We start from the raw sequence: 23,559 nt of genomic DNA on the forward strand, positions 1-23,559 counted from the left end.
CCGCCGTACGTCACCCGGTCCCCATGGGGTGCCCCACCCGGAGGCACCCCATCGGGTGATATCGCGCAGCTCATTTGACGCACCCTCGCCTTACCTGGCCGCCCTCCGGGCAACGGTGGACCGGAACCGCACCGCCAAGAGCCAGGGAGCCGCCGCCGTGTCCTCGACCGCGCCCAAGACCACCCCGAACGGACACATCCCCGGCACCCGACGCCCCCGGACCCCGCCCGCCCCCACGCCACCCCGCAGCCGGCAGGCCCGCGCCCGGCACCTCCTGCGCACCGTGCGCGAAGCCACCCGGCACGCCGCCCCCGCCCTCGCCGCCTACCTCGCCGTACGCCTGACGGGTCTCGCGGTACTCGCCTTCTGGGCCCCCCGCCGCCACCAGGACCTGTGGGTCAACCTGGCCGCGCAGTGGGACTCGGACTGGTACCTGGGCATCGCCGAGCACGGCTACACCGAAGAACTCGGCACCGCGCCCAACGCCAACAACCTGGCGTTCTTCCCGCTCTATCCCGTCCTGGTGAAGGCGGTGGCGGTCCTCACCCCCGGCTCCCGCGCCTCCACGGGCCTCGGCCTCGCGGTCGTCGCCTCACTCGTCGCGGCCTGGGGCATCTTCGCCGTGGGCGACCGCCTGCACGGCCGCCGCGTCGGCGTGCTGCTGACCACGCTGTGGGCGGCGTTCCCGGTCGGCGCGGTGCAGTGGATGGGCTACACGGAGTCGCTGTTCACGGCGTGCGCGGCGTGGTCGCTGTACGCGGTGCTGACGGGCCGCTGGCTGTGGGCGGCCGGCTGCGCCGCGCTGGCGGGCCTGACCCGCCCGACCGGCATCGCGGTGGCGGCCGCGGTCACGGTGACGGCCCTGCTGCACCTCGCCCGGCACCGGGCCCTGGCACCGCGCGTCGTCGCGGCCGCGGTCCTGGCGCCGCTCGGCTGGTGCGCGTACCTCGCCTGGGTGGGGCTGCGGCTGGGCCGCTGGGACGGGTACTTCGCGGTACAGCGGCTCTGGTACAACGAGCTGGACGGCGGCCTGCGCACCCTGCACCAGTTCCGGTGGCTGCTGTGGCGCGACCCGGCCCCGCAGCTGTTCCTGGTGATGGTGACGCTCACGCTGGTCGGGGCGGTGGTGCTGTTCGGCCTGTCGGCGTGGGACCGCCAGCCGCCCGCGCTGCTGGTCTACACGGGCGTGGTGCTGGTGATCGTGCTGGGCAGCGGAGGCGTCTACTTCCCGCGCGCCCGGTTCCTGCTCCCGGCCTTCCCGCTGCTCCTGCCGCTGGCCCTGCACCTGTCCCGCGCCTCCCGACGCCACCGCGCGCTGGCGCTGACGGCGGCGGTGCTGGGCTCGGCGTACTGCGGTGCGTACATGCTCCTGGTGTGGCCGGCGGCGCCTTGACGCGCCCGGCCACGGTCACCCGGTGGCCGTCAGCACCGCCAACAGCACCGCCCCCACCACCGCCGGCGCGAGGATCTCGTAGGCCCACCGCACCGTCACCTCGCCCTGCGAGGTCTTGGCCGGCTTCCGCGCCTCCAACAGGTCGCGCAGCTCGTCCATGATCTTGTCGGCCTCGGCGCGCACCGGCCGGTCCACCGCCGCGTCCGGCTCCGCGCCGTCGATGTCGGTCCTGGCCCCGGACTGCCCGAAACCGCCGAGCCCGCGTCCCCGCCCCCGGCCGGCCCCGGCGGCCCGCCGCGCCTCCTGCCGTGCGGCCTTCTTGCGGCCGCGCAGCGAGACCGGGATGGACCACAGCTGGTACTTGTCGCCGCCCTCGGTGAGGACCTCGTTGGAGTACGCCGACCGGAAAGAGGCGACCTGCCCCCAGGGCACCACGATCACGCGGAACGGATTGCGCACGCGCAGCCGGTCGTCGTTGGCGAAGACGGCGGGCCGCACGGTGTAGGTGGCGATGAGCGGCACGAGGAACAGCAGCGCCGCGAGCGCCAGCCAGGGAGTGCGCCCCTCCCCGGCGACCACGGCGTCGATACCGAGCCAGAGGGCGAGGGCGAGCAGCAGAACGCCACCGGCGATGCCTGCGGGCGAGCGGTAGGCCCGGTCCTTGGACACGGGTACCGGAGGCTGCGGCGACGGTGACTGGGGCTCCGGGGTCGTCATGCAGCCGATTGTGCCCGACGCCACGCAGGGGGCTGACGCACGGGGCTGGCAGGCGGTGCCGGACCGCGCCCACCGACCGTGCCGCCCTTCGAAGAACCGCACGGGACTGTACAGCCGCTACGCGCGTAGATATGCTCGCCTGGTGACCATGCCCACCACTGCATCCGCTGCTCCCGCACACGGACTCGCCGACGTCACCGCGTCCGACAGCACGCTGCGCCGCTTCCTCCACGGGCTGCCCGGCGTCGACGCGGTCGGCCTGGAGGCGCGCGCCGCCTCGCTCGGCACCCGTTCGATCAAGACCACCGCGAAGGCGTACGCCCTCGACCTCGCCATCTCGATGGTCGACCTGACGACGCTGGAAGGCGCGGACACCCCGGGCAAGGTCCGGGCGCTCGGCGCGAAGGCGGCCCACCCCGACCCGACCGACCGCACCGCCCCCACCACGGCGGCCGTCTGCGTCTACCCCGACATGGTGCCCGCCGCCAAGGAGGCCGTGGCCGGTTCCGGCGTGAAGGTCGCCTCGGTCGCCACGGCGTTCCCGGCGGGCCGAGCCTCGCTCGCCGTCAAGCTGGCCGACGTGCGCGAGGCCGTGGCGGCGGGCGCCGACGAGGTCGACATGGTCATCGACCGCGGCGCCTTCCTCGCGGGGAACTACATGAAGGTGTACGACGAGATCACCGCCGTGCGCGAGGCCTGCGGCACATCCGCCCGGCTGAAGGTCATCTTCGAGACCGGCGAGCTGTCGACGTACGACAACATCCGCCGTGCGAGCTGGCTCGGCATGCTGGCGGGCGCCGACTTCATCAAGACGTCCACCGGCAAGGTCGCGGTGAACGCCACGCCCGCCAACACCCTCCTCATGCTGGAGGCGGTCCGCGACTTCCGCGCGCAGACCGGCGTCCAGGTCGGCGTGAAGCCGGCCGGCGGCATCCGCACCGCGAAGGACGCGATCAAGTTCCTGGTCCTGGTCAACGAGACCGCGGGTGCGGACTGGCTGGACAACCACTGGTTCCGCTTCGGCGCCTCCTCGCTCCTGAACGACCTGCTGATGCAGCGCCAGAAGCTGGCCACCGGCCGCTACTCCGGCCCCGACTACGTGACGGTGGACTGATCACCATGGCACCTGTTTTCGAGTACGCACCGGCGCCCGAGTCGCGCGCGGTCGTCGACATCGCGCCCTCGTACGGCCTGTTCATCGACGGCGAGTTCACCGAGGCCGCCGACGGCAAGGTCTTCAAGACCGTCTCCCCTTCGACCGAGGAGGTCCTCTCCGAGGTCGCCGAGGCCGGTGAGGCGGACGTCGACCGCGCCGTGAAGGCCGCCCGCAAGGCCTTCGAGAAGTGGTCGGCGCTGCCCGGCGCCGAGCGCGCGAAGTACCTCTTCCGCATCGCCCGGATCATCCAGGAGCGCAGCCGCGAGCTCGCCGTCCTGGAGACCCTGGACAACGGCAAGCCGATCAAGGAGACCCGCGACGCGGACCTCCCCCTGGTCGCCGCGCACTTCTTCTACTACGCGGGCTGGGCCGACAAGCTCGACCACGCCGGCTACGGCGCGAACCCGCGCCCGCTCGGCGTCGCGGGCCAGGTCATCCCGTGGAACTTCCCGCTCCTGATGCTGGCGTGGAAGATCGCCCCGGCGCTCGCGACGGGCAACACGGTGGTCCTCAAGCCCGCCGAGACGACCCCCCTGTCCGCCCTGTTCTTCGCGGACATCTGCCGCCAGGCCGGGCTCCCCAAGGGCGTCGTCAACATCATCACCGGCGACGGCCGCGCCGGCGCCGCGCTGACCGCCCACCCGGACGTGAACAAGGTCGCCTTCACCGGCTCCACGGCCGTCGGCAAGGAGATCGCGCGCACGGTCGCGGGCACCCGCAAGAAGCTGACGCTCGAACTGGGCGGCAAGGGCGCGAACATCGTCTTCGACGACGCCCCGATCGACCAGGCCGTCGAGGGCATCGTGAGCGGTATCTTCTTCAACCAGGGCCAGGTCTGCTGCGCGGGCTCCCGCCTGCTGGTCCAGGAGTCGATCCACGACGAACTCCTCGACTCCCTCAAGCGCAGGCTCGCCACGCTCCGCCTCGGCGACCCGCTGGACAAGAACACCGACATCGGCGCGATCAACTCCGCCGAGCAGCTGGCCCGGATCACCGCGCTCGCCGACCAGGGCGAGGCGGAGGGCGCCGAGCGCTGGTCCCCGGCCTGCGAACTCCCCTCGACCGGCTACTGGTTCGCCCCGACGCTCTTCACCAACGTCACCCAGGCGCACACGGTCGCCCGCGACGAGATCTTCGGCCCGGTCCTGTCCGTCCTCACCTTCCGTACGCCGGACGAGGCGGTCGCCAAGGCCAACAACACCCCGTACGGCCTGTCGGCCGGCATCTGGACGGAGAAGGGCTCGCGCATCCTGGCGGTCGCGAACAAGCTCCGTGCGGGCGTGATCTGGTCCAACACGTTCAACAAGTTCGACCCGACCTCGCCGTTCGGCGGCTACAAGGAGTCGGGCTTCGGCCGCGAGGGCGGCCGCCACGGCCTGGAGGCGTACCTCGATGTCTGACCGACTCAGCGTGCTGAAGACCTACAAGCTGTACGTCGGCGGGAAGTTCCCGCGTTCCGAGAGCGGCCGGGTGTACGAGGTGACCGACGCAAAGGGCAAGTGGCTGGCGAACGCCCCGCTCTCCTCCCGCAAGGACGCCCGTGACGCGGTGGTCGCCGCGCGCAAGGCGTTCGGCGGCTGGTCCGGCGCGACGGCGTACAACCGGGGCCAGATCCTCTACCGCATCGCCGAGATGCTGGAGGGCCGCCGCGACCAGTACGTCGCGGAGGTCACCGACGCCGAGGGCCTGTCGAAGTCGAAGGCGGCGGCGCAGGTGGACGCCGCGATCGACCGCTGGGTCTGGTACGCGGGCTGGACCGACAAGATCGCCCAGGTGACCGGCGGCGGCAACCCGGTGGCGGGCCCCTTCTTCAACCTCTCCTCGCCGGAGCCGACCGGCGTGGTGGCCGTCCTGGCCCCGCAGGAGTCGTCGTTCCTGGGCCTGGTCTCGGTCGTCGCCCCGGTCATCGCCACCGGCAACACGGCGGTCGTGGTGGCGTCGGAGAAGTCGCCCCTCCCCGCCCTCTCCCTGGGCGAGGTCCTGGCCACCTCCGACCTGCCCGGCGGCGTGGTCAACATCCTCTCCGGCCGTACGGCGGAGCTCGCCTCGCCCCTCGCCGCCCACCAGGACGTCAACGCGATCGACCTCGCGGGCGCCGGCGAGACGCTGGCGAAGGAACTGGAGATCGCGGCGGCCGACAACCTCAAGCGCGTCCTGCGCCCACAGCCTGTGGACGACGCGGACTGGTCGGCGACACCGGGCACCGACCGCATGACGGCGTTCCTGGAGACCAAGACGGTCTGGCACCCGACGGGCTCGCTGGGCGCGTCCGGCTCGTCGTACTGAGCCGCACCGACAGGGCCGCGGTCCCTTTCCGTCCGAAGGAACCGCGGCCCGCCGGGGTCACTCACTCACCGGAGCACGGCACCAGTTCCGGCTTTCTCGGCGCGGTCTTCCGTCCCGTCAGCGGGGCCAGATCCTTCATATACATTTCCGACCACCCTTTTCCGGCCAGAATCTCCTGGAGGCCCGAGCACACCTTGTTCTTCAGGAGAAGGTCACCCTTCCGCATCGCCACCCCGTAGGGTTCCGTACCCTCGCCGCTGGGCAGCAGTTTCAGATGCGCCGGATCCCGCTGGGCGTACCCGGCGAGAAGAACGTCGTCCGAGGCGACCGCGTACACGTCCGAGCGCTTGTCCAGCAGCCTTTCCACGCACTCCTCGTAGGTGTCGGGCTGCCACTTCCCGGTGGCGTACCCCTCCTTCCGCAGGTAGTCCCCGTATGTGGAATCCCGTGCCGTGCACACCTTGACCTGGTGCCTCTCCACGTCGGCGGCTTCGTCGAGATCGTATTTCGCGGAGTCCCTGCGCACGAGGAAGCTTCTGCCCGCCATGTAGTAGGGGCCGACGAAGGTGATGCCGTCCTTCTTCTCACGCTCGGGCGTCATGCTGTACGAGGCGATGACCAGGTCCACTTCCCCGTTCTTCAGCTTGCTCGCCCGGTTGGCCGTGGTCACCCCGTAGAAGTCGACCTGTTCCTTGTCGTAGCCCAGTTCGTCGGCGAGGGCATAGGCGATGTCGATGTCGAATCCGCTCCACACGCCGGTGTCCTTGTTGTGGAGGCTCAGGCCGGGCTGATCCTCCTTGGCACCGATCGTCAGCCTCTTCTTCCCGTCCCGCCATTGCTCCCACGCCTGCTCCGCGTCACCACCGGTGGATCCCGCACCCTGCGCCGAGGAGGCGTCGCCCTGCTCGCCCCCGGGCCCACTCCGGGAGACGAGCCAGCCTCCCCCGGCCAGCAGAACGACGCACGCGGCGGCCACAGCCACCTTCCATCCCCGGAACGGCCCGCCGCCCCGGCGCGGCGCCGACGGTGGGAGCACGGACGGAACACCCCCGGAAGGACCGCCTTCGGACGGAACGGCGTGGGAGGACGGGCCTTCGGCGCGGGACAGCGCGGGCGTCGGTACGGCCGCCGTCGGCACCGGGCGCGGGGCCGGCGTGCCCGGGTCCGCGAGGACCTCCCGGAGCATCTCCTCCGCCGCGGCCGCGTCGGGGCGGCGGCCGGGGTCCGTGACCAGCAGCTTCCGGATGACGGGGCCGAGGGGGCCGGCGTACCGGAGGACGGGGTCGGGCGACAGCCGGATGTTCTCCTGCACCCCTGCCATCTCGCTGCCGCCGAAGGGCAGGCGTCCCTCGACCATTTCGTAGAGGGTGACTCCCAGCGCCCAGAGGTCGGAGGCGGGCGTGGGACCGGAGTAGACGGGGGGAAAGAGTTCGGGCGCCAGGTAGGCAGGCGTGCCGATGATGCCGCCGTGCCGGGTGACCCGGTCCGCGCCCTCGAAGGTGGCGATGCCGAAGTCCACCAGAACCACCCGGCCGCCGTCCCGCACCAGGACGTTGCCCGGCTTGACGTCGCGGTGCAGGACCGACGCCTCGTGGACGGCCCGCAGGCCCTGGGCCATCTGGAGGCCGATCTCCGCGGCCCTGGGCACGCCGAGGACCCGGTCACGTCTCAACAGGTCGGCCAGCGAACGCCCTTCGAGCAGTTTCATCACGATCCAGACCTGGTCGGCGGTCTCGATCTGGTCGTGGACCGTCACGACGTTCTGGTGCTCGATCTTGGCGAGCGCCTCCGCCTCACGGCGGGCCCGCTGCATCGCGTCCTGCTGCGTGCCCGGGGTCATGGCCCTGCGGTCGAGGAGTCCCTTCACGGCGACGAACCGGCGCAGCCGTCGGTCGTGGGCCTTCCAGACCTCGCCCATTCCGCCGCTGCCGATGGGCTGCAGCAGCTCGTAGCGACCCTCGATCACCGCGTGGGGGGCGGAAGCACGATCTTCGGGATGCCCGCCGGCGCCGCCACCGGTCCCGTTGATTCCGTCGTCGTTGTGCACACGGCCCCCTGGCACCTCTTGCGCGAAACGTGGTTCACCAAGATTAGACGGCCGCGATGCCGCGCCGTGGAGTCCTCGTGACGAGCAGTCACGGCGGAGGACGCGCCGGCAGCAGCGGACTATCAGCAGCGCAAGGCGGAGGGGACGCTCGGAGAGGGCGCCCCCATGGATGAGGTGCGCCGGCGGCTGGGGCTCGACGAACTGGCGGACGCCCCCCGCCCCGCCGGGCCGGTCGCGTCAGCGCAGCAGTTCCGTCGCCTGCCCCACCACCGGCACGGCGCCCAGCGACTGCGCCTGGGCGACCGGCCCCGTCAGGGCCGTCGAGGTCAGCGGCTGGAAGTCGGCGACCTTCGTGCCGACGCCGTTGTCGAGGGGGTCGACACCGGTGCCGGCCAGCGGGTTGGGCTTGAGGCCGGCGACCGGGCCGGTGACGTGGCCGACGATGCCGGTCACCGCCTGGACGCCCGCCTGCGGGTCGATGTTGCCCAGCGAGGTGGGGCGGGTGTGGGCCAGGCCGGCGATCGTCTCGCCGCCGCCCTCCGCCGCGGAGGCCGTGGCCGCACCCGCCCCCAGGGCGGCCCCCGCGGTCGCGAGCAGGACCAGGGCACGGCGGGCGGTGGTGGTGCGGGGGGATGCGTGTCGGGCCATCGGTGAGCCACCTCTTGGTGTGGATTGCTACGGACTGCCCTGATAACAGCGCGCACCGTGATCAGGTCACCGCGCAGCGCGATCGGGATGTGACCCGCGCGGCAAAGTCCCCCCGCGGGGTCGTACGGCGGCCGCCGGATGCCTCAGACTGGTGTCCCGTGAGCTCCCATCCGCCCATACCGACCCGAGTCGTGCTGCTCTGCGGCCCTTCCGGCTCCGGCAAGTCCCTCCTCGCCGCCCACTCCGGCCTCCCGGTGCTGCGGCTCGACGACTTCTACAAGGAGGGCACCGACCCGACGCTGCCGCTGGTGCCGCAGAGCTCCGACATCGACTGGGACCACCCGGACTCGTGGGACGCGGACGCGGCCGTCGCCGCGATCACGGAGCTGTGCCGGTCGGGCCGTACGCGGGTGCCCGTCTACGACATCTCGCTGAGCGCGCGCACCGGCGAGGAGGCGGTCGACATCGGGCGCACCCCGCTGTTCCTCGCGGAGGGGATCTTCGCCGCCGAACTCGTGGCACGCTGCCGGGGGCTGGGCGTCCTGGCCGACGCGCTGTGTCTGAGCCGGGGCCCGGTGACGACCTTCCGCCGGCGCTTCGTGCGGGACCTGCGGGAGAGCCGCAAGTCGGTGCCGTTCCTGCTGCGCCGCGGCTGGCGGCTGATGCGGCAGGAACGGTCGCTCATCGCACGGCAGACGGCCCTGGGCGCGTACGCCTGCGACCGGGACGAGGCGATGGGCCGGCTGGCGGCTGCGGCGGCGGGACGGTGCACGACGGCCCGTACGGCGGCGTAACGCGGTACACGCGAGAGCGGGACTGGACGGACCCCCCGGCCCTCCAGCCCCGCTCTCTTCCCCCGTGCTCCCCCGTGTTCCCCGTTCCCCCCGTGCTGTTCCCCCGTGTCCCCCCTTGTTCCCCCGTGGTGCTTCCCCGTGAGTAAGAGCCCGGTCCCCTCCCCCTGATACACCCCGGCTCGAACTTTTTTCACGGGTCCTTCCGGAGGTCCCCCCGGACCTCCTGGCCTTCAGGCGACGAGTTCGCCGAAGGCGTCCTCCCGGTCACGGCCGAAGCTGAGGACCTCGTCCTCGCGCAGCCGGCGGAGCGACCGCCAGATGCTGGACTTCACCGTGCCGACACTGATGCCGAGGATGTCCGCGATCTCCGGGTCCGTGCGGCCCTCGTAGTAGCGCAGGACCAGCATGGTGCGCTGGAGCTCGGGCAGCCGGGCCAGCGCCTGCCACAGGACCGTGCGCAGTTCGGTGCCGCGCATCGCGTCCGTGTCGCCGGCCGTCTCCGGCAGTTCCTCGGTCGGGTACTCGTTGAGCTTGCGGCGCCGCCAGGCGCTGATGTGCAGGTTGGTCATGGTGCGGCGGAGGTATCCGCCGACCGCGGCCTTGTCGCTGATCCGGTCCCACGCCCGGTAGGTCGAGAACAGCGCGCTCTGCAGCAGGTCCTCGGCCTCGAAGCGGTCGCCGGTCAGGTGGTAGGCGGTGGCGTACAGGGAGGCGCGGCGCTCCTGGACGTAGGCGGTGAACTCCGCCTCCGACAGCGAGCGGCGCTCCCCCTCTGCCTCCCCGTACGCCGTTCCCCCGTGCGGTCCCCCCTGGGTTCCCCCCTTGGCGGCGTCCACCACCGTCATGTAGGTGGTGTGCTGCCGCCCGGTGCCGCGAGCGCACCCCCGCCCGCTCACGGCACCGGACTTCTCGGACCGGTGTGTGTGCACGTCGTGCAGACGCGTGACCACTGCGCTGGTGCTGGTGCCGTGCAGCGTGTTCATCTCGCGCCTCCCGTCGTGGACTTCCGGTGTTGCCTGTGCCGAAAATCTTGCCGGGGCGACTTCATGGCCGTGTCCGCCGACTGTCACAGACCTGTCACAGGGATCCGTCACCGGTGCCGCACGGTTCCTTCACAGGGTCCGGCGGCGGGGCGGGCACCGTTGTGGACCCACAGGTCGAACCGCACCCCCTCCATGGGCCAGAATGAGCCCGTGCCTTCCCTGTTGCTGATCGAGGACGACGACGCCATCCGCACGGCCCTGGAGCTCTCACTGACGCGCCAGGGTCACCGGGTGGCCACCGCTGCCAGCGGCGAGGACGGTCTGAAGCTGTTGCGCGAGCAGCGGCCGGACCTGATCGTGCTGGACGTGATGCTGCCCGGCATCGACGGGTTCGAGGTGTGCCGGCGCATCCGGCGCACCGACCAGCTGCCGATCATCCTGCTGACCGCGCGCAACGACGACATCGACGTGGTCGTCGGTCTCGAGTCGGGCGCCGACGACTACGTGGTCAAACCCGTCCAGGGCCGGGTGCTGGACGCCCGTATCCGGGCCGTGCTGCGGCGCGGGGAGCGGGAGTCCAGCGACTCGGCGAGCTTCGGCAGCCTCGTCATCGACCGTTCCGCGATGACCGTGACCAAGAACGGGGAGGACCTCCAGCTCACGCCGACCGAGCTGCGGCTGCTGCTGGAGCTGAGCCGGCGGCCGGGGCAGGCGCTGTCCCGGCAGCAGTTGCTGCGGCTGGTGTGGGAGCACGACTACCTCGGTGACTCCCGGCTGGTGGACGCCTGCGTGCAGCGGCTGCGCGCCAAGGTCGAGGACGTGCCGTCGTCGCCGACCCTGATCCGTACCGTGCGGGGTGTCGGCTACCGGCTGGATCCGCCTCAGTGACACAGGAACACCAGGGGGGTTCACGCGGCTGGGCCGCGGCGCGCAAGGGAGTCTGGTCCGGGCTGCTCTTCACCAGTCTGCGGCTCAGGCTCGTCCTCGTCTTCGGTCTGGTCGCGCTCACCGCGGCCGTCTCCGCGTCCGGCATCGCCTACTGGCTGAACCGGGAGGCGGTGCTGACGCGTGCCCAGGACGCCGTGCTGCGGGGCTTCGAGCAGGAGATGCAGAACCGCGCGGGCGCGCTGCCGGAGCATCCCTCGCAGGACGAACTGCAGCACACGGCGGGGCAGATGGCGGCCAGCAGCCAGCGGTTCAGCGTGCTGCTGGTCGCCGAAAACTCCGACGGGAAGACCGTGTACGGCAGTTCCGGCGGGCTGGGCGGTTTCTCGCTGGCCGACGTGCCCGAGTCGCTGCGCACCGCGGTGAACAAGGAGCAGAAGCTCACCTCGGCCAACGAGCACCCGTACCACCTGTACTGGCAGCGGACCACCGAGGACGGCACCCCGTACCTCGTGGCCGGCACGAAGGTGATCGGCGGCGGGCCGACCGGATACATGCTCAAGTCGCTGGAGCCGGAGGCGAAGGACCTGAACTCGCTGGCCTGGTCGCTGGGGATCGCCACCGGGCTCGCGCTGCTCGGCTCCGCGCTGCTGGCCCAGGCGCTGGCGACGACCGTGCTCAAGCCGGTGCACCGGCTCGGGGTCGCGGCGCGGCGGCTCGGCGAGGGCAAGCTGGACACCCGGCTGCGCGTCTCCGGCACCGACGAACTGGCCGATCTGTCCCGCACGTTCAACAGCGCCGCCGAGAACCTGGAGAAGCGGGTCGCGGACATGGCGGGCCGGGAGCAGGCGTCGCGGCGCTTCGTGGCGGACATGAGCCATGAGCTGCGTACGCCGCTGACGGCGCTCACCGCGGTGACGGAGGTACTGGAGGAGGAGCTGGAGTACGAGGGTGAGGGCGAGGGCGGGAGTTTCGACCCGATGGTCGAGCCCGCCGTGCGGCTGGTGGTCAGCGAGACGCGGCGGCTGAACGACCTGGTGGAGAACCTGATGGAGGTCACCCGCTTCGACGCGGGCACGGCCCGGCTGGTCCTCGACGACGTCGACGTGGCCGACCAGATCACCGCCTGCGTCGACGCCCGCGCCTGGCTGGACGCCGTCGACCTGGACGCCGAACGCGGCATCCACGCGCGGCTCGACCCGCGCCGGCTGGACGTCATCCTGGCCAACCTGATCGGCAACGCGCTCAAGCACGGCGGGTCGCCGGTGCGGGTGTCGGTGGCTCGGGCGGACGACGAGATCGTCATCCGGGTGCGGGACCACGGGCCCGGCATCCCCGAGGACGTCCTGCCGCACGTCTTCGACCGCTTCTACAAGGCGAGCGCGTCCCGGCCCCGCTCCGAGGGCAGCGGGCTCGGCCTGTCCATCGCCCTGGAGAACGCGCACATTCACGGCGGTGAGATCAGCGCCGAGAACCATCCCGAGGGGGGTGCGGTGTTCGTGCTGCGGCTGCCGCAGGCCCCGTCGCCGCCGGCGGACGGTGACGACGGCTCCTCGGGGGACGAGAGCAAGGGCGAGGACCCGGAGGGACAGGTCTGATGACCGTACGCCGTCGGCCGGTACTGCGCGGGGCGGTCCTGTGGGCCGTGCCGGCCCTGCTGCTCACCGGGTGCGGCATCCGTGCCACCGAGGTGCCCACGGACTTCGGTCCGGCGCCCTCGCGGGCGCGCTGCTCGCTCGCCGGGCCGGACGCGGCGGAACAGGCCGCGCCCGGGATGCCGGTGCGGGTGTTCCTGCTGTGCGGCTCGTCCCTGGTGGCCGTGGACCGGACGGTGCGGGTGCCGGAGGCCGCTGCGGACTCCGGGCGGCGGGCGCGGGTGGCCCAGGGGCTGCTCGACGAGCTGGCTCAGTCGCCGTCGGCCGCGGAGAAGCAGGCCGGCTACACGACGGACGTGCGCGACGGGATCACCGTGAGCGGCCCGCGGCCGGGTGACCCCGAGGACACGCTGCGCCTGGGCACCGCCCCCGACGACCTCACCTCGTACTCGCTCGCCCAGGTGGTGTGCACCTTCTCCGACTCGGCGGCGGCCGAGGGCGACGGCTCCGTCATCCTGGCCGGCCCGTCCGACGCGCCCGCCCGCCGCTACTCCTGCACGGACGAGGTCCGCACCCGGCCGGGCAGCAACGAGCCACCGTCCACGGAGGTCAACGACGGCTGACGGGCCGGCGGGGCCGTACGGTGTGGGCCGTGCGGTGCGGGCCGGGCGGTGCGGGCCGTGTGGCGCAAGCCTCACCCTTGCGTGGGAGGGGCCGGAACCGCGCGCGGCGGCGGCCGCGTCTAGGGGGGCGTGCAGCGTCATGGGTTCCTCGGCGGCAGCGCCGCGCTCCGCATCCGTGTGACAGGAAGTGTCCTCCTGGTCGCACATCTCGCGTTCGTCGCCTGGTACACGCTGCGGCCGCTGGACGTGCCCTGGGTGCTGCCGCCGAACCTGCACCCCTTCGACGGGATCCGCGCCGATCTGGCGCTGGGCTGGCCCGCGGCGGCCCGGGCCATCGGCGGGTCGCTGGCGCTGCTGGCGCCGCTGGGCGTGCTGCTGCCGGCGGCGAGCGGCCGGCTCGCCGTCTCTCCGCTGGGCTCGCTGCTGCGCACCACGGCCGCGGCGGCGCTGCTGTCGCTGGGCATCGAGCTGTTGCAGACCGGGGTGCCCGGCCAGGTCGTCGACGTCGACTCGCTGCTGCTGAACACGGCGGGCGTGGCCCTCGTGCACCTCGCCGTCGTGCCCGCGGGCCGCGCCCGGGTCCGTCGCTGGTCCGAGCGGGCGCCGCGGGAGGACGTTCCCCAGGAGGAGCCCGCTCAGGGTCGGACCCCGACGATTCCCAGGGTCGGTATCGCCCCGTAGAGCGACGCTTTGTTCCGTTCGTCTCCGTAGCGTGGAGGGCAGATGAAGGGGAAGCCGACAGGGCAGACCCCGCACACGCTGACGAAGGAGCCGCGATGTCCCGCCTCGCCCGCCCCACCCACGGCCGCATGATCGGCGGAGTGTGCGCCGCGCTGGCCCGGCGCTTCGGCACCTCCACCACCACGATGCGGGTGATCTTCGTGGCCTCCTGCCTGCTGCCCGGCCCGCAGTTCCTGCTCTACCTGGCGCTGTGGATCCTGCTGCCGTCCGAGGAGAAGGCCGCGCGGACGGCCTGGTGACCGGCCCGCACCGAAGGTGACGGCGCCCGATGGACGTACCTCCCCTCTGGTACGCCGAAGGGGCGCACCCGGCGACACCGGGTGCGCCCCTTCCGGCGCGTCTGGAGCCCTGGGTCAGCCGCCGATCGGGAGGCCGTTGACCGGCAGGCCCTGAGTGGGCAGGCCCTTCGCGGGCAGACCGCCGAGGAGTCCGGCGACCGGCTTGGTCGGGCCCTCGGAGAGCTGCTGCTCGACAACCTGCTCGACGACCGGCTGCGCGGCGGTGAGGCCCGTGGCGGAGACCTTCCGGCCCTGCTCCACGATGTTGCCGGCGCCGGGTACCACCTGGGAGACGGTCTCCGCGGGGAGCGTCCGGGCGACGGAGTCCACCGTCTGGGCGGTGTCCGGGAGCGCGGGGGCCGCGGTGGCCGCGCCCGCGCCGGCGGCGGCGAAGGCGGCACCGAGGGCGGCGACACCGAGGGTCTTGGCAGCAGACTGCTTCATGAAATGCGTCCTCGAATGGGATGACGGGGATGTGAGCGGTCCTTGACCGTAAACACGTACCGCCCCCGGCGGCAAACATCGAAATGCGGACGGATTGTGAAAGCCCGTCCGCATTTCCGTATTACCGTCCTCCCTCGATCAGCCCTCGCCCTCGGCAAATGCGCTGGTGGAAGCGGTATACTGGAACAGCCATTCGGACTTCAGCTCCGCGTATCCGGGCTTGATGACGTCATTGATCATGGCCAGTCGTTCATCGAAAGGAATGAACGCTGATTTCATCGCATTGACGGAGAACCACTGCATGTCGTCGAGCGTGTAACCGAACGCGTCGACAAGGTGCTCGAATTCGCGGCTCATGCTGGTGTGGGACATCAGCCGGTTGTCCGTGTTCACCGTGGCACGGAAGTGCAGTCGGCGCAGCAGGCCGATCGGATGCTCGGCGTACGAGTCCGCCGCGCCGGTCTGGAGGTTGGAGCTGGGGCACAGCTCCAGGGGAATGCGCTTGTCCCGGACGTACGAGGCGAGCCGGCCGAGCTTGACCGTGCCGTCCTCGTGGACCTGGATGTCGTCGATGATGCGCACGCCGTGCCCGAGCCGGTCGGCGCCGCACCACTGGAGGGCCTGCCAGATGGACGGCAGCCCGAAGGCCTCACCCGCGTGAATGGTGAAGTGGTTGTTCTCCCGCTTGAGGTATTCGAAGGCGTCCAGGTGCCGGGTGGGCGGGTAGCCGGCCTCGGCGCCCGCGATGTCGAAGCCGACGACGCCGAGGTCGCGGTAGCGGTTGGCGAGTTCGGCGATCTCCAGGGCGCGGGCGGCGTGCCGCATGGCGGTGAGCAGGGCGCCGACGCGGATGCGGTGGCCGCCCTCCCTGGCCCGCCGCTCGCCCTCCCGGAAGCCCTCGTTGACGGCCTCCACGACCTCTTCGAGGCTGAGTCCGCCCTCCAGGTGCTGCTCGGGGGCGTAGCGCACCTCGGCGTAGACGACGCCGTCCTCGGCGAGGTCCTCGGCGCACTCGGCGGCGACCCGGACCAGGGCGTCGCGGGTCTGCATGACGCCCACGGTGTGGGAGAAGGTCTCCAGGTAACGCTCCAGGGAACCGGAGTCGGCGGCCTGGCGGAACCAGGTGCCGAGCTGGTCGGCGTCGGTCTCCGGGAGGTTCGAGTAGCCCGTGGCGCGGGCGAGTTCGACGACCGTGCCGGGGCGCAGCCCGCCGTCGAGGTGATCGTGCAGCAGAACCTTCGGCGCCCGGCGGATGTGGTCCGGCGTCGGCGTCCTCGCGCTGGTCTTCGCGGTGCTCTGGCTCGTCATTTCCGCACTCTAGCCCCTACGCGCGTAGAGCACCGGGTGAACGCCCGGACACACAGCTTTACGAACCGGCCGATATGTAACGGTGACTGCGAAGACGGGTGGCGTACACCCGGTCTTCTGAGAATGTTCTGCCATGGCACAGCAAGCGACGCCGGTCCGTCGGGCCCGGCTGGGGCGAACGCTCGGTCCGGAGCGGACGGCGGTGAGCGGGGTGGTGCTGCTGCTCCCCGCCGGGGACGAGGTGTCCAGCCGCAGACCGTCTCCGCTGCTGACGGCGGCCTCCGTGCGCACGCTCGGGCGCCGGCTCGCGCGCGCGGGGCGGGACGAGGGCCTGGCCACGCATGTCGTGCACTACCGCTACCGCGGCTGGAACGGTGCGGAGGCCCACCTCGCCCGCGACGCCGACTGGGCCGCCGACGAGGCCGTACGGCGCTACGGCGACGTGCCCGTCTGCCTGGCCGGCCTCGGCATGGGCGGGCGGGCCGCGCTGCGGGCGGCCGGACACGAGGCCGTCAGTTCCGTGCTGGCGATCGCCCCTTGGCTGCCCGACGAGGACGTGGCCGCGTCGCCGGAGCCGGTGAAGCAGCTCGCCGGGCGGCAGGTGCTGATCGTGCACGGCACCAACGACGAACGCAGCGACCCCGAGCTGTCGTTCCGGCTGGCCTCCCGGGCGAAGAAGGCCAACCGTGCCGTGTGCCGGTTCGAAGTCCACTCCGACGGCCACGGCTTGCGTCACTACCGGGAGGAAGTGGCCGCGCTCGCGGAGGACTTCGTGATGGGTGCGCTCTTCGGGCAGTCCTTCTCCCGCCCGCTGGAGGACGCGCTGGCCGCTCCCCCGCCCCTGGGGCTGCGGATGCCGTTGGCGGTGGGGTTCGGGAAGTCGCTGCGGCGGTAGCCGCACGCTGCGGTCAGGTCGGGAGGAGGTGGCCCCTTCTCGACAGCAGGAACTTCTTGAACGCCGCCACCGGCGGTGTGTCCGTGCGCCCCGCCAGCCAGGCCACGCCGATCTCCCGGGCCGCGCGCGGCGCCGTGACCGTCAGTTCCACCACGCCGGGGCGGGGCACCGCGGGCGGCGGCAGGAGCGCGACGCCGAGACCGGCGGCGACCAGGCCCCGCAGGGTCTCCGCCTCCTCCCCCTCGAAGGCCACCCGGGGCCGGAAACCCGCCTCCTTGCACAGGGCGTCGGTGATGCGGCGCAGGCCGTATCCGGGCTCCAGGGTCACGAAGTTCTCGTCGGCGGCCTCGGCGAGGCGGATGCGCCGCCGGCCGGCCAGCGGATGGTCGGCGGGGACGACCAGGCGCAGTTTCTGCTCGTCCAGGCGGCGGGCGACCAGGTCGTGGGCGTCCGGGACCGGGGAGGTCAGGCACAGGTCGAGTTCGCCGGCGCGCAGGCGTTCCAGCATCGCCTCGCCGTAGTTCTGGACGAGACTGAAGCGCACCCGGGGATGGTCGGCGCGGAAGGCGTGCAGCAGGCCGGGGACGGTCTCGGCGCCCATGGTGTGCAGAAAGCCGAAGGCGACCTTGCCGGTGGCCGGGTCGGCGTCCGCGCGGACCTCCTCGGCGGCCCGCTCGACCTCGGCGAGGGCACGCTCGACCGAGCCGAGGAAGGTGCGCCCGGCGACGGTCAGCGCGAGGGTGCGGCCGCGGCGGACGAACAGGTCGACACCCAGGTCCGCTTCGAGGCGGACGAGGGCACGGGAGAGCGTCGACTGGGGGACGTTCATCTCCTGCGCGGCCCGGGTGACGTGCTCGGTACGGGCCACGCCGGCGAAGTGTGCGAGGCGGGGCGCGAGCAGCGCGACGATGTCTTCTGTGTCACCGGAAGGTGACAGGCGACCCTGTGAGCTTTGCTGATGCACCATGGGAACGATTATGGCCATTCCATGCATTGGACGGATGAGTCGCGGTCTCCGTACGGTCACGGTATGACTCCCGCCGATACCGGGGCGTCCACCACCGTGGGCGCCGCCGTTTCCGTCTCCGCTCCCGACGTCCCCGGCACACCCGACGTCCACGCGTCGCGCATGGCCCCCGGCGGCCCCGGCTACCGCCGGATGAGTCTCGCCCTCTTCCTCGCGGGCGTAGCGACCTTCGCGCTGCTCTACTCCACCCAGGCGCTGCTGCCCCTGATCTCCGGCGGCATGGGCGTCACGGCGGGCGACGCGAGCTGGACGGTGGCCGCGGCGACCGGTGGCCTCGCGGTGTTCGTCCTGCCGATGAGCGCGCTGTCGGAGCGGTTCGGACGGCGTACGGTCATGACGGCGTCCCTGGCGGTCGCGGTGACCGTCGGGCTGCTGGTCCCCTTCGCCCCGTCGCTGCCGGCGCTGGTCGCGCTGCGCGCGGTGCAGGGCGCGGCGCTGGCGGGGCTGCCCGCCTCGGCGACCGCCTACCTGGCGGAGGAGGTCACCCCGCGGGCGCTGGTCACCGCGATCGGCCTGTTCGTCGCGGGCAACAGCGTCGGCGGGATGAGCGGCCGGGTCATCACCGGCTGGGTCGCCCAGGAGTGGGGCTGGCGGGTCGCCGTCGGCGTGATCGGCGTGGTGGCGGTGGCGTGCGCGGTGGCCTTCCGGATGCTGCTGCCGGCGCCGAAGCACTTCACCCCGGGCTCGCTGCGCCCGAGGGTGCTGGCCCGCACGGTCCGCGACCACCTCGCCAACCCGCTGCTGCGCCGCCTGTACGCGATCGGCGCGCTGTTCATGACGGTGTTCGGCGGCGTCTACACCGTGATCGGCTACCGCCTGGCGGAAGCCCCGTTCTCGCTCCCGCAGGGCCTGATCGGCTCGATCTTCCTGGTGTACCTGGTGGGCACGGTCTCGGCGTCCACCGCGGGCCGCCTGGTGGGCCGCCTCGGCCGCCGCGGGGCGCTGTACCTGGGCGGCGGTACGACCGCGGCAGGCCTGCTGCTCTCCCTCGCGCCCTCCCTCCCGCTGGTCCTGGTGGGCCTGGTGCTGATCACGGCGGGCTTCTTCGCCGGGCACGCGGTGGCCTCCTCGGCGGTGAGCCGGACGGCCACGCACGGCCGCGCGCAGGCCTCGGCGCTGTACCAGTCCGCCTACTACATCGGCTCCAGCGCGGGCAGCACGGTCGGCGCGGTGGCCTTCCACTCCGGCGGCTGGGCCGGGACGGTCGGCGTCGGCCTGCTGGCGGTGTCCGGCGTCGTGGCGATCACGGTGGCCGGTTCGCTGGCGGCGCGGCGCACGGGCGGGGGCGTGCCGGCGCGGGCCTGAAAGCGCCGGAGGTGCCGTCGGGCACATCTCTGTGACCTGCACGTTTCCCGACTGCACAGGCCATTGTCAGTCCCCTGCGGTAGCTTCCGAAGTGCGAGGCGCGAAGACGCGCACGACAGGAAAGCCACAGGGGTGGGTGGACGATGACCAACGGCACCGTGACGACGGAGTTGGATGCCGCGCTGGAGAAGCACCGGGTCGAGCTGACGGGGTACTGCTACCGGATGCTCGGCTCCTCCTTCGAGGCCGAGGACGCGGTCCAGGACACCCTGGTCCGCGCCTGGCGGAGCTACGACAAGTTCGAGGGCCGCTCCAGCCTCCGCTCCTGGCTCTACCGCATCGCGACCAACGTCTGCCTGGACATGCTGACCGCGGGCAACAAGCGGGCCCGCCCGATGGACCTGACCGACTCCACACCCCTCGCGCAGGCCGCCCTTTCCCCCCGCCCGGACAACACCTGGCTGGAGCCGATGCCGGACGTCCGGGTACTGCCCACGACCGCCGACCCGGCCGAGGCCGCGGTCGCCAAGGAGTCGGTGCGGCTCGCCTTCATGGCGGCGCTCCAGCAGTTGCCGCCCAAACAGCGGGCCGTGCTGATCCTGCGCGAGGTGCTGGCGTGGCGGGCGAGCGAGGTCGCCGAGCTGCTCGGCACGTCGGTCGCCTCCGTCAACAGCGCCCTCCAGCGCGCCCGAGCGACCCTCGCCGAGCGGGCGGAGCACAGTGACGGGGCGGCGGTCTCGGACCCGCTGGACGAGGAGCAGCAGAAGCTCCTGGAGCGCTATGTCGCGGCCTTCGAGGGCTACGACATGACGGCCCTGACGGCGCTGCTGCACGAGGACGCCATCATGACGATGCCGCCGTTCGACCTGTGGCTGTCCGGCTCGGCGGACATCACCGGTTTCATGACGACCCTCGGCGCCGCGTGCGCGAACTCTCGGCTGCTGCCGGTCAACGCCAACGGGCTGCCCGGGTTCGCGCACTACAAGCCGGACCCGGAGGCGGGCGGCTACGCGCCGTGGGCGGTGCAGGTGCTGGAGATCTCAGACGGCCGCATCACCGGGTTCCACTGCTTCCTGGACACCAAGCGGTGGTTCCCGCTGTTCGACCTGCCGCTCCGTCTCGAAGCGGAGGCCGACGAGGTCCAGTAGGGCGTGCAGCGCGGGGTCGGGATCGCGCAGCCGGATCCGGCCACCGGCCCGCCGGGCGGTGAGCTCCAGGCGGGCCAGCAGATCGACGACGGCGAGCCCTGGCGGTCCCAGCCCGCCGACGTCGCAGACGACCACCCCGGCCCGGGTGCTTTCCATCAGCGCGCGCACCTCGTCGCAGAGCCGGGGTGTCTCCCCTCGGGAGACGGGCCCCGGCAGCACGAGTACGGCGGGTGTCACGGCGTCCACGTGCGGTAGACCCGGGGCGGGCCGGGAATTCATCGGTGTCCGCCCGCCGAGATCACATTGACGTGCGCGTCCCCTCCGCCGGAGGGTTAGCTGCATGCCCCACGCATCCCCTCCCCGTGCCATGCCGTCCCAGGCCCGCCCACGCGGCGGGGAGGTGCCGTGCAGGGAGTACTGACCGGCTTCGCGGTCATCGCGGTCGTCATCGCCGTCGGCTATGTACTCGGCCTGCGGGGTCATCTCGGCCCCCAGGGACGCGAGGTCCTGACCAAGCTCGCCTTCCACGTGGCCTCCCCCGCCCTGCTGTTCACCACCCTCGCGACGGCCGACCTCTCGGTGGTCTTCTCCAGCCGGCTCCTGGTCACGGCTCTGTCCACGGTCGCGGTCGTCGGCGTCTTCGTCGCGGTGGGCGTCGTACGGCGCTGGGGCGTGGGCCGGACTACGGTCGGCGCGCTGTGCTCCGGCTACGTCAACTCCGGGAACCTCGGCATCCCGATCGCCGTGTACGTCCTGGGCGACGCCTCGCTGGTGGCGCCGGTGCTGCTGTTCCAGCTGGTGCTGGTGACGCCGATCGCGGTGACCGTCCTCGACCTGTCGGGAGACGGCGGGAAGGGCCCGCTGTGGCGGGTGCTGCTGACGCCGCTGCGCAATCCGATAGCGCTGGGCTCGCTGGCCGGGGTCGCGGTCGCCGCGAGTGGGCTGCGGGTGCCGGACGCGGTCATGGACCCGGTGACCCTGATCGGCAACATGTCGGTCCCGGCGGTCCTGCTGGCCTTCGGCATCGGCCTGTGCGGCTCCACGATGCCGCTGCGGGGCGTGGAACGGCGGCCGGTGCTGCTGGCGGTGGCGTTGAAGACGGTGGGTCAGCCGGCGGTGGCCTGGGCGCTGGCGTCCGGGGTGTTCGGTCTGCGGGGCGCCCAACTGCTCGACGTGGTGGTGACGTCGGCGCTCCCGGCGGCACAGAACCTGTACACGTACGCGTCGACGTACGGGGTGGGCGAGCGGCTGGCGCGGGACGCGATCCTGGTGTCGACGGTGGTTTCGGTGCCGGTGCTGGTGGGGGTGGCGGCGGTTCTGGGGTGAGTCAGCGTCCAGGGAACTCTGTGGTGGCCAGCGCGCATTGGAAGGGCGCCGGCAGCACGACGGGATCGCCGACTTTCCCTGCGTACAGAACCCGGTAGGTCTCGCCGTCGGGTTCGCCGTAGAGCGTGACGGTCGGGCCGCCCGGCGCCAGGCCGTCGATCAGGAGGTACAGCGGGGTGCCTGCCTGGGCCTAGCCCGCGAGCTTGTGGACGCGGTCGTTGGTCGCCGTGGCCGAGGAGACGATTTCCCCGACGAGTTCGGCCTCGGACGCGGGGATCAGGTGCTCGTCTCCCCTACGCAGCAACGCCTCCGGCACCACAGCCAGGTCCGGCTCGAAGAGACCGAGTCGACCGGGCACGGCGAGCGGGAGCCGCTGGTAGATGCCCCAGTGTTCCGGGATGACGTCGTAGAGGCGTCGTTGCACGCGTTCGGCGATGTCGTTGTGCGCGACGGAAGAGAGGGGCGTGACCGTGATGAGCCCTTCGACGATCTCCACTTTGCACCCTTTGGGCGCCTCCGTCTGACGCCAGACCCAGACGATCTCGTCCCACGCGTTGTCGGCCAGGATGTAGTCGCCCTCGAATTCCCGCATCCCGTCAGTCAACATGCCGAACGGGACCGGCGGACATCCACCGGTCCCGTTCACCCGATCGAGGAAACCCCTGGTCAGGCGATACGTTCCAGCACCACCGGCGATGCCTCGAAGTCCGTGCCCGCCGGGGCCACGTCGTAGGAGCCCTGCACCGCCGCGAGGGCGTACTCGAAGCGGTCCGGGGTGTCGGTGTGGAGGGTCAGGAGGGGCTGGCCCTCGGTGACCGTGTCGCCGGGCTTGGCGTGGAGTTCGACGCCCGCGGCGGCCTGCACCGGGTCCTCCTTGCGGGCACGGCCCGCGCCCAGGCGCCAGGCGGCGACGCCGATGTCGTAGGCGTCGAGGCGGGTCAGGACACCGGAGGCGCCCGCCTTCACCACGTGCTGTTCCTTCGACGTGGGCAGGGCCGCGTCCGGGTCGCCGCCCTGGGCCGCGATCATGCGGCGCCAGACGTCCATCGCGGAGCCGTCGGCGAGGGCCTTCGCCGGGTCGGCGTCGGGCAGGCCCGCCGCGTCGAGCATCTCGCGGGCCAGGGCGAGGGTCAGCTCGACCACGTCCGCCGGGCCGCCGCCCGCCAGGACCTCGACCGACTCGCGGACCTCCAGGGCGTTGCCCGCGGTGAGACCGAGGGGCGTCGCCATGTCCGTGAGGAGCGCGACGGTCTTCACGCCGTGGTCGGTGCCGAGGCCGACCATCGTCGACGCCAGCTCCCGCGCGTCCTCGATGGTCTTCATGAAGGCGCCGCTGCCCACCTTCACGTCCAGGACCAGGGAGCCGGTGCCCTCGGCGATCTTCTTGGACATGATGGAGGAGGCGATCAGCGGGATCGCCTCGACCGTGCCGGTGACGTCCCGGAGGGCGTAGAGCTTCTTGTCGGCGGGGGCCAGACCGTCACCGGCCGCGCAGATCACCGCGCCCACCCCGTCGAGGACGTCCATCATCTCCTCGTTGGAGAGCAGGGCGCGCCAGCCGGGGATGGACTCCAGCTTGTCCAGGGTGCCGCCGGTGTGGCCGAGGCCACGGCCGGAGAGCTGCGGGACGGCCGCGCCGCAGGCCGCGACCAGCGGGGCGAGCGGCAGGGTGATCTTGTCGCCGACGCCGCCCGTGGAGTGCTTGTCGGCGGTCGGGCGGGACAGGGACGAGAAGTCCATGCGCTCGCCGGAGGCGATCATCGCGGCGGTCCAGCGGGCGATCTCGCCCCGGTTCATGCCGTTGAGCAGGATCGCCATCGCGAGCGAGGACATCTGCTCGTCGGCCACCGCGCCGCGCGTGTAGGCGTCGATGACCCAGTCGATCTGCTCGTCGCTGAGTTCGCCGCGGTCCCGCTTGGTGCGGATGACGGAGATGACGTCCATGGCCATGGAGGCTCGC

24 protein-coding genes are annotated in these 23,559 nt (G+C 72.1%); 14 read left to right on the forward strand and 10 right to left on the reverse strand.

From position 1 onward, the window contains the following. The first annotated feature begins 157 nt into the window (after positions 1-157). On the forward strand, positions 158-1,393 hold the full coding sequence (locus AMK11_RS08360; protein ID WP_073724767.1) for a hypothetical protein: 1,236 nt from the start codon (positions 158-160) through the stop codon (positions 1,391-1,393). Between the two features lie 15 nt (positions 1,394-1,408). On the opposite strand, the gene AMK11_RS08365 is transcribed toward AMK11_RS08360, so the two are convergent. Beyond that, positions 1,409-2,110, reverse strand: coding sequence for a PH domain-containing protein (locus AMK11_RS08365; RefSeq protein WP_079187311.1), 702 nt, complete (start codon positions 2,108-2,110; stop codon positions 1,409-1,411). Between the two features lie 148 nt (positions 2,111-2,258). On the opposite strand from AMK11_RS08365, the gene deoC reads away from it, so the two are divergent. From deoC to AMK11_RS08380, 3 genes are read left to right on the forward strand one after another with little or no spacing between them, the layout of a single operon-like run. Continuing rightward, positions 2,259-3,224 carry a deoxyribose-phosphate aldolase gene (gene deoC, locus AMK11_RS08370; protein WP_073725687.1) on the forward strand — a complete coding sequence of 322 codons (966 nt, stop codon included), beginning with the start codon at positions 2,259-2,261 and terminating at the stop codon, positions 3,222-3,224. A 5-nt stretch (positions 3,225-3,229) separates the two neighbouring features. Beyond that, entirely contained in the window at positions 3,230-4,666 is a 1,437-nt protein-coding gene (locus AMK11_RS08375; RefSeq protein WP_073724771.1) for an aldehyde dehydrogenase family protein, read from the forward strand. Beyond that, the gene (locus AMK11_RS08380) at positions 4,659-5,552 is read left to right on the forward strand and encodes an aldehyde dehydrogenase family protein (RefSeq protein WP_073724773.1); all 894 of its coding nucleotides are present in this window, start codon (positions 4,659-4,661) and stop codon (positions 5,550-5,552) included. Before AMK11_RS08375 ends, AMK11_RS08380 begins: the two co-directional genes overlap by 8 nt. Positions 5,553-5,613: 61 nt before the next feature. Here the strand turns inward: AMK11_RS08380 and AMK11_RS08385 are convergent, their stop codons facing one another. Next, complete coding sequence (locus AMK11_RS08385; RefSeq protein WP_073724775.1) at positions 5,614-7,599, reverse strand: bifunctional serine/threonine-protein kinase/glutamate ABC transporter substrate-binding protein; 1,986 nt, start codon at positions 7,597-7,599, stop codon at positions 5,614-5,616. Positions 7,600-7,836: 237 nt separating this feature from the next. Beyond that, the gene (locus tag AMK11_RS08395; RefSeq protein WP_073724777.1) at positions 7,837-8,247 is read right to left on the reverse strand and encodes a hypothetical protein; all 411 of its coding nucleotides are present in this window, start codon (positions 8,245-8,247) and stop codon (positions 7,837-7,839) included. A gap of 191 nt (positions 8,248-8,438) precedes the next feature. On the opposite strand from AMK11_RS08395, the gene AMK11_RS08400 reads away from it, so the two are divergent. Continuing rightward, a complete protein-coding gene (locus AMK11_RS08400) occupies positions 8,439-9,041 on the forward strand; it encodes a uridine kinase family protein (protein ID WP_073724778.1) in 603 nt (200 codons plus the stop codon). 230 nt (positions 9,042-9,271) lie between these two features. Here AMK11_RS08400 and AMK11_RS08405 read toward each other — a convergent pair whose 3' ends face one another. After that, entirely contained in the window at positions 9,272-10,024 is a 753-nt protein-coding gene (locus tag AMK11_RS08405; protein WP_073724779.1) for a SigE family RNA polymerase sigma factor, read from the reverse strand. Between the two features lie 210 nt (positions 10,025-10,234). Between AMK11_RS08405 and afsQ1 the strand changes: the two genes are divergently transcribed. The 5 genes from afsQ1 to AMK11_RS08430 all read left to right on the forward strand — a co-directional run bounded on the left by afsQ1 (position 10,235) and on the right by AMK11_RS08430 (position 14,107). After that, complete coding sequence (gene afsQ1 / locus AMK11_RS08410) at positions 10,235-10,912, forward strand: two-component system response regulator AfsQ1 (RefSeq protein ID WP_029394402.1); 678 nt, start codon at positions 10,235-10,237, stop codon at positions 10,910-10,912. Next, positions 10,909-12,507 (forward strand): sensor histidine kinase, encoded by a 1,599-nt coding sequence (locus AMK11_RS08415; RefSeq protein WP_073724780.1) that lies wholly within the window; start codon positions 10,909-10,911, stop codon positions 12,505-12,507. The genes afsQ1 and AMK11_RS08415 overlap by 4 nt, the downstream gene beginning before the upstream one ends. Beyond that, positions 12,507-13,127: a hypothetical protein gene (locus tag AMK11_RS08420; RefSeq protein WP_073724781.1), complete on the forward strand. Its 621-nt coding sequence runs from the start codon at positions 12,507-12,509 to the stop codon at positions 13,125-13,127. The genes AMK11_RS08415 and AMK11_RS08420 overlap by 1 nt, the downstream gene beginning before the upstream one ends. A gap of 129 nt (positions 13,128-13,256) precedes the next feature. Further along, complete coding sequence (locus AMK11_RS08425; RefSeq protein ID WP_073724782.1) at positions 13,257-13,808, forward strand: VanZ family protein; 552 nt, start codon at positions 13,257-13,259, stop codon at positions 13,806-13,808. Positions 13,809-13,903: 95 nt separating this feature from the next. After that, positions 13,904-14,107 (forward strand): PspC domain-containing protein, encoded by a 204-nt coding sequence (locus AMK11_RS08430; protein WP_073724783.1) that lies wholly within the window; start codon positions 13,904-13,906, stop codon positions 14,105-14,107. 114 nt (positions 14,108-14,221) lie between these two features. Here the strand turns inward: AMK11_RS08430 and AMK11_RS08435 are convergent, their stop codons facing one another. After that, complete coding sequence (locus AMK11_RS08435; protein ID WP_073724784.1) at positions 14,222-14,590, reverse strand: ATP-binding protein; 369 nt, start codon at positions 14,588-14,590, stop codon at positions 14,222-14,224. A 138-nt stretch (positions 14,591-14,728) separates the two neighbouring features. Next, positions 14,729-15,898: an adenosine deaminase gene (locus AMK11_RS08440; RefSeq protein WP_073724785.1), complete on the reverse strand. Its 1,170-nt coding sequence runs from the start codon at positions 15,896-15,898 to the stop codon at positions 14,729-14,731. A gap of 133 nt (positions 15,899-16,031) precedes the next feature. Here AMK11_RS08440 and AMK11_RS08445 point away from each other — a divergent pair, with 133 nt between their 5' ends. Continuing rightward, positions 16,032-16,793 carry an alpha/beta hydrolase gene (locus tag AMK11_RS08445; protein ID WP_079187313.1) on the forward strand — a complete coding sequence of 254 codons (762 nt, stop codon included), beginning with the start codon at positions 16,032-16,034 and terminating at the stop codon, positions 16,791-16,793. A 13-nt stretch (positions 16,794-16,806) separates the two neighbouring features. Here AMK11_RS08445 and AMK11_RS08450 read toward each other — a convergent pair whose 3' ends face one another. Beyond that, positions 16,807-17,760 carry a LysR family transcriptional regulator gene (locus AMK11_RS08450; protein WP_073724787.1) on the reverse strand — a complete coding sequence of 318 codons (954 nt, stop codon included), beginning with the start codon at positions 17,758-17,760 and terminating at the stop codon, positions 16,807-16,809. A gap of 63 nt (positions 17,761-17,823) precedes the next feature. Between AMK11_RS08450 and AMK11_RS08455 the strand changes: the two genes are divergently transcribed. After that, positions 17,824-19,125 carry an MFS transporter gene (locus AMK11_RS08455; RefSeq protein WP_073724788.1) on the forward strand — a complete coding sequence of 434 codons (1,302 nt, stop codon included), beginning with the start codon at positions 17,824-17,826 and terminating at the stop codon, positions 19,123-19,125. Between the two features lie 143 nt (positions 19,126-19,268). Beyond that, positions 19,269-20,273: a sigma-70 family RNA polymerase sigma factor gene (locus AMK11_RS08460; RefSeq protein WP_073724789.1), complete on the forward strand. Its 1,005-nt coding sequence runs from the start codon at positions 19,269-19,271 to the stop codon at positions 20,271-20,273. Here the strand turns inward: AMK11_RS08460 and AMK11_RS08465 are convergent. Next, positions 20,166-20,552 (reverse strand): STAS domain-containing protein, encoded by a 387-nt coding sequence (locus AMK11_RS08465; RefSeq protein ID WP_073724790.1) that lies wholly within the window; start codon positions 20,550-20,552, stop codon positions 20,166-20,168. The genes AMK11_RS08460 and AMK11_RS08465 overlap by 108 nt on opposite strands. Positions 20,553-20,678: 126 nt before the next feature. Here AMK11_RS08465 and AMK11_RS08470 point away from each other — a divergent pair, with 126 nt between their 5' ends. Further along, positions 20,679-21,599: an AEC family transporter gene (locus AMK11_RS08470; protein ID WP_073724791.1), complete on the forward strand. Its 921-nt coding sequence runs from the start codon at positions 20,679-20,681 to the stop codon at positions 21,597-21,599. A 190-nt stretch (positions 21,600-21,789) separates the two neighbouring features. Here AMK11_RS08470 and AMK11_RS08475 read toward each other — a convergent pair whose 3' ends face one another. Then, positions 21,790-22,191, reverse strand: coding sequence for a Uma2 family endonuclease (locus AMK11_RS08475; RefSeq protein ID WP_338012641.1), 402 nt, complete (start codon positions 22,189-22,191; stop codon positions 21,790-21,792). 74 nt (positions 22,192-22,265) lie between these two features. After that, positions 22,266-23,549 carry a thymidine phosphorylase gene (locus AMK11_RS08480; RefSeq protein ID WP_073724792.1) on the reverse strand — a complete coding sequence of 428 codons (1,284 nt, stop codon included), beginning with the start codon at positions 23,547-23,549 and terminating at the stop codon, positions 22,266-22,268. Positions 23,550-23,559: the final 10 nt, after the last annotated feature.

Origin of the sequence: Streptomyces sp. CB02414, assembly GCF_001905385.1 — a bacterium.
Taxonomy (GTDB): Bacteria; Actinomycetota; Actinomycetes; order Streptomycetales; family Streptomycetaceae; genus Streptomyces.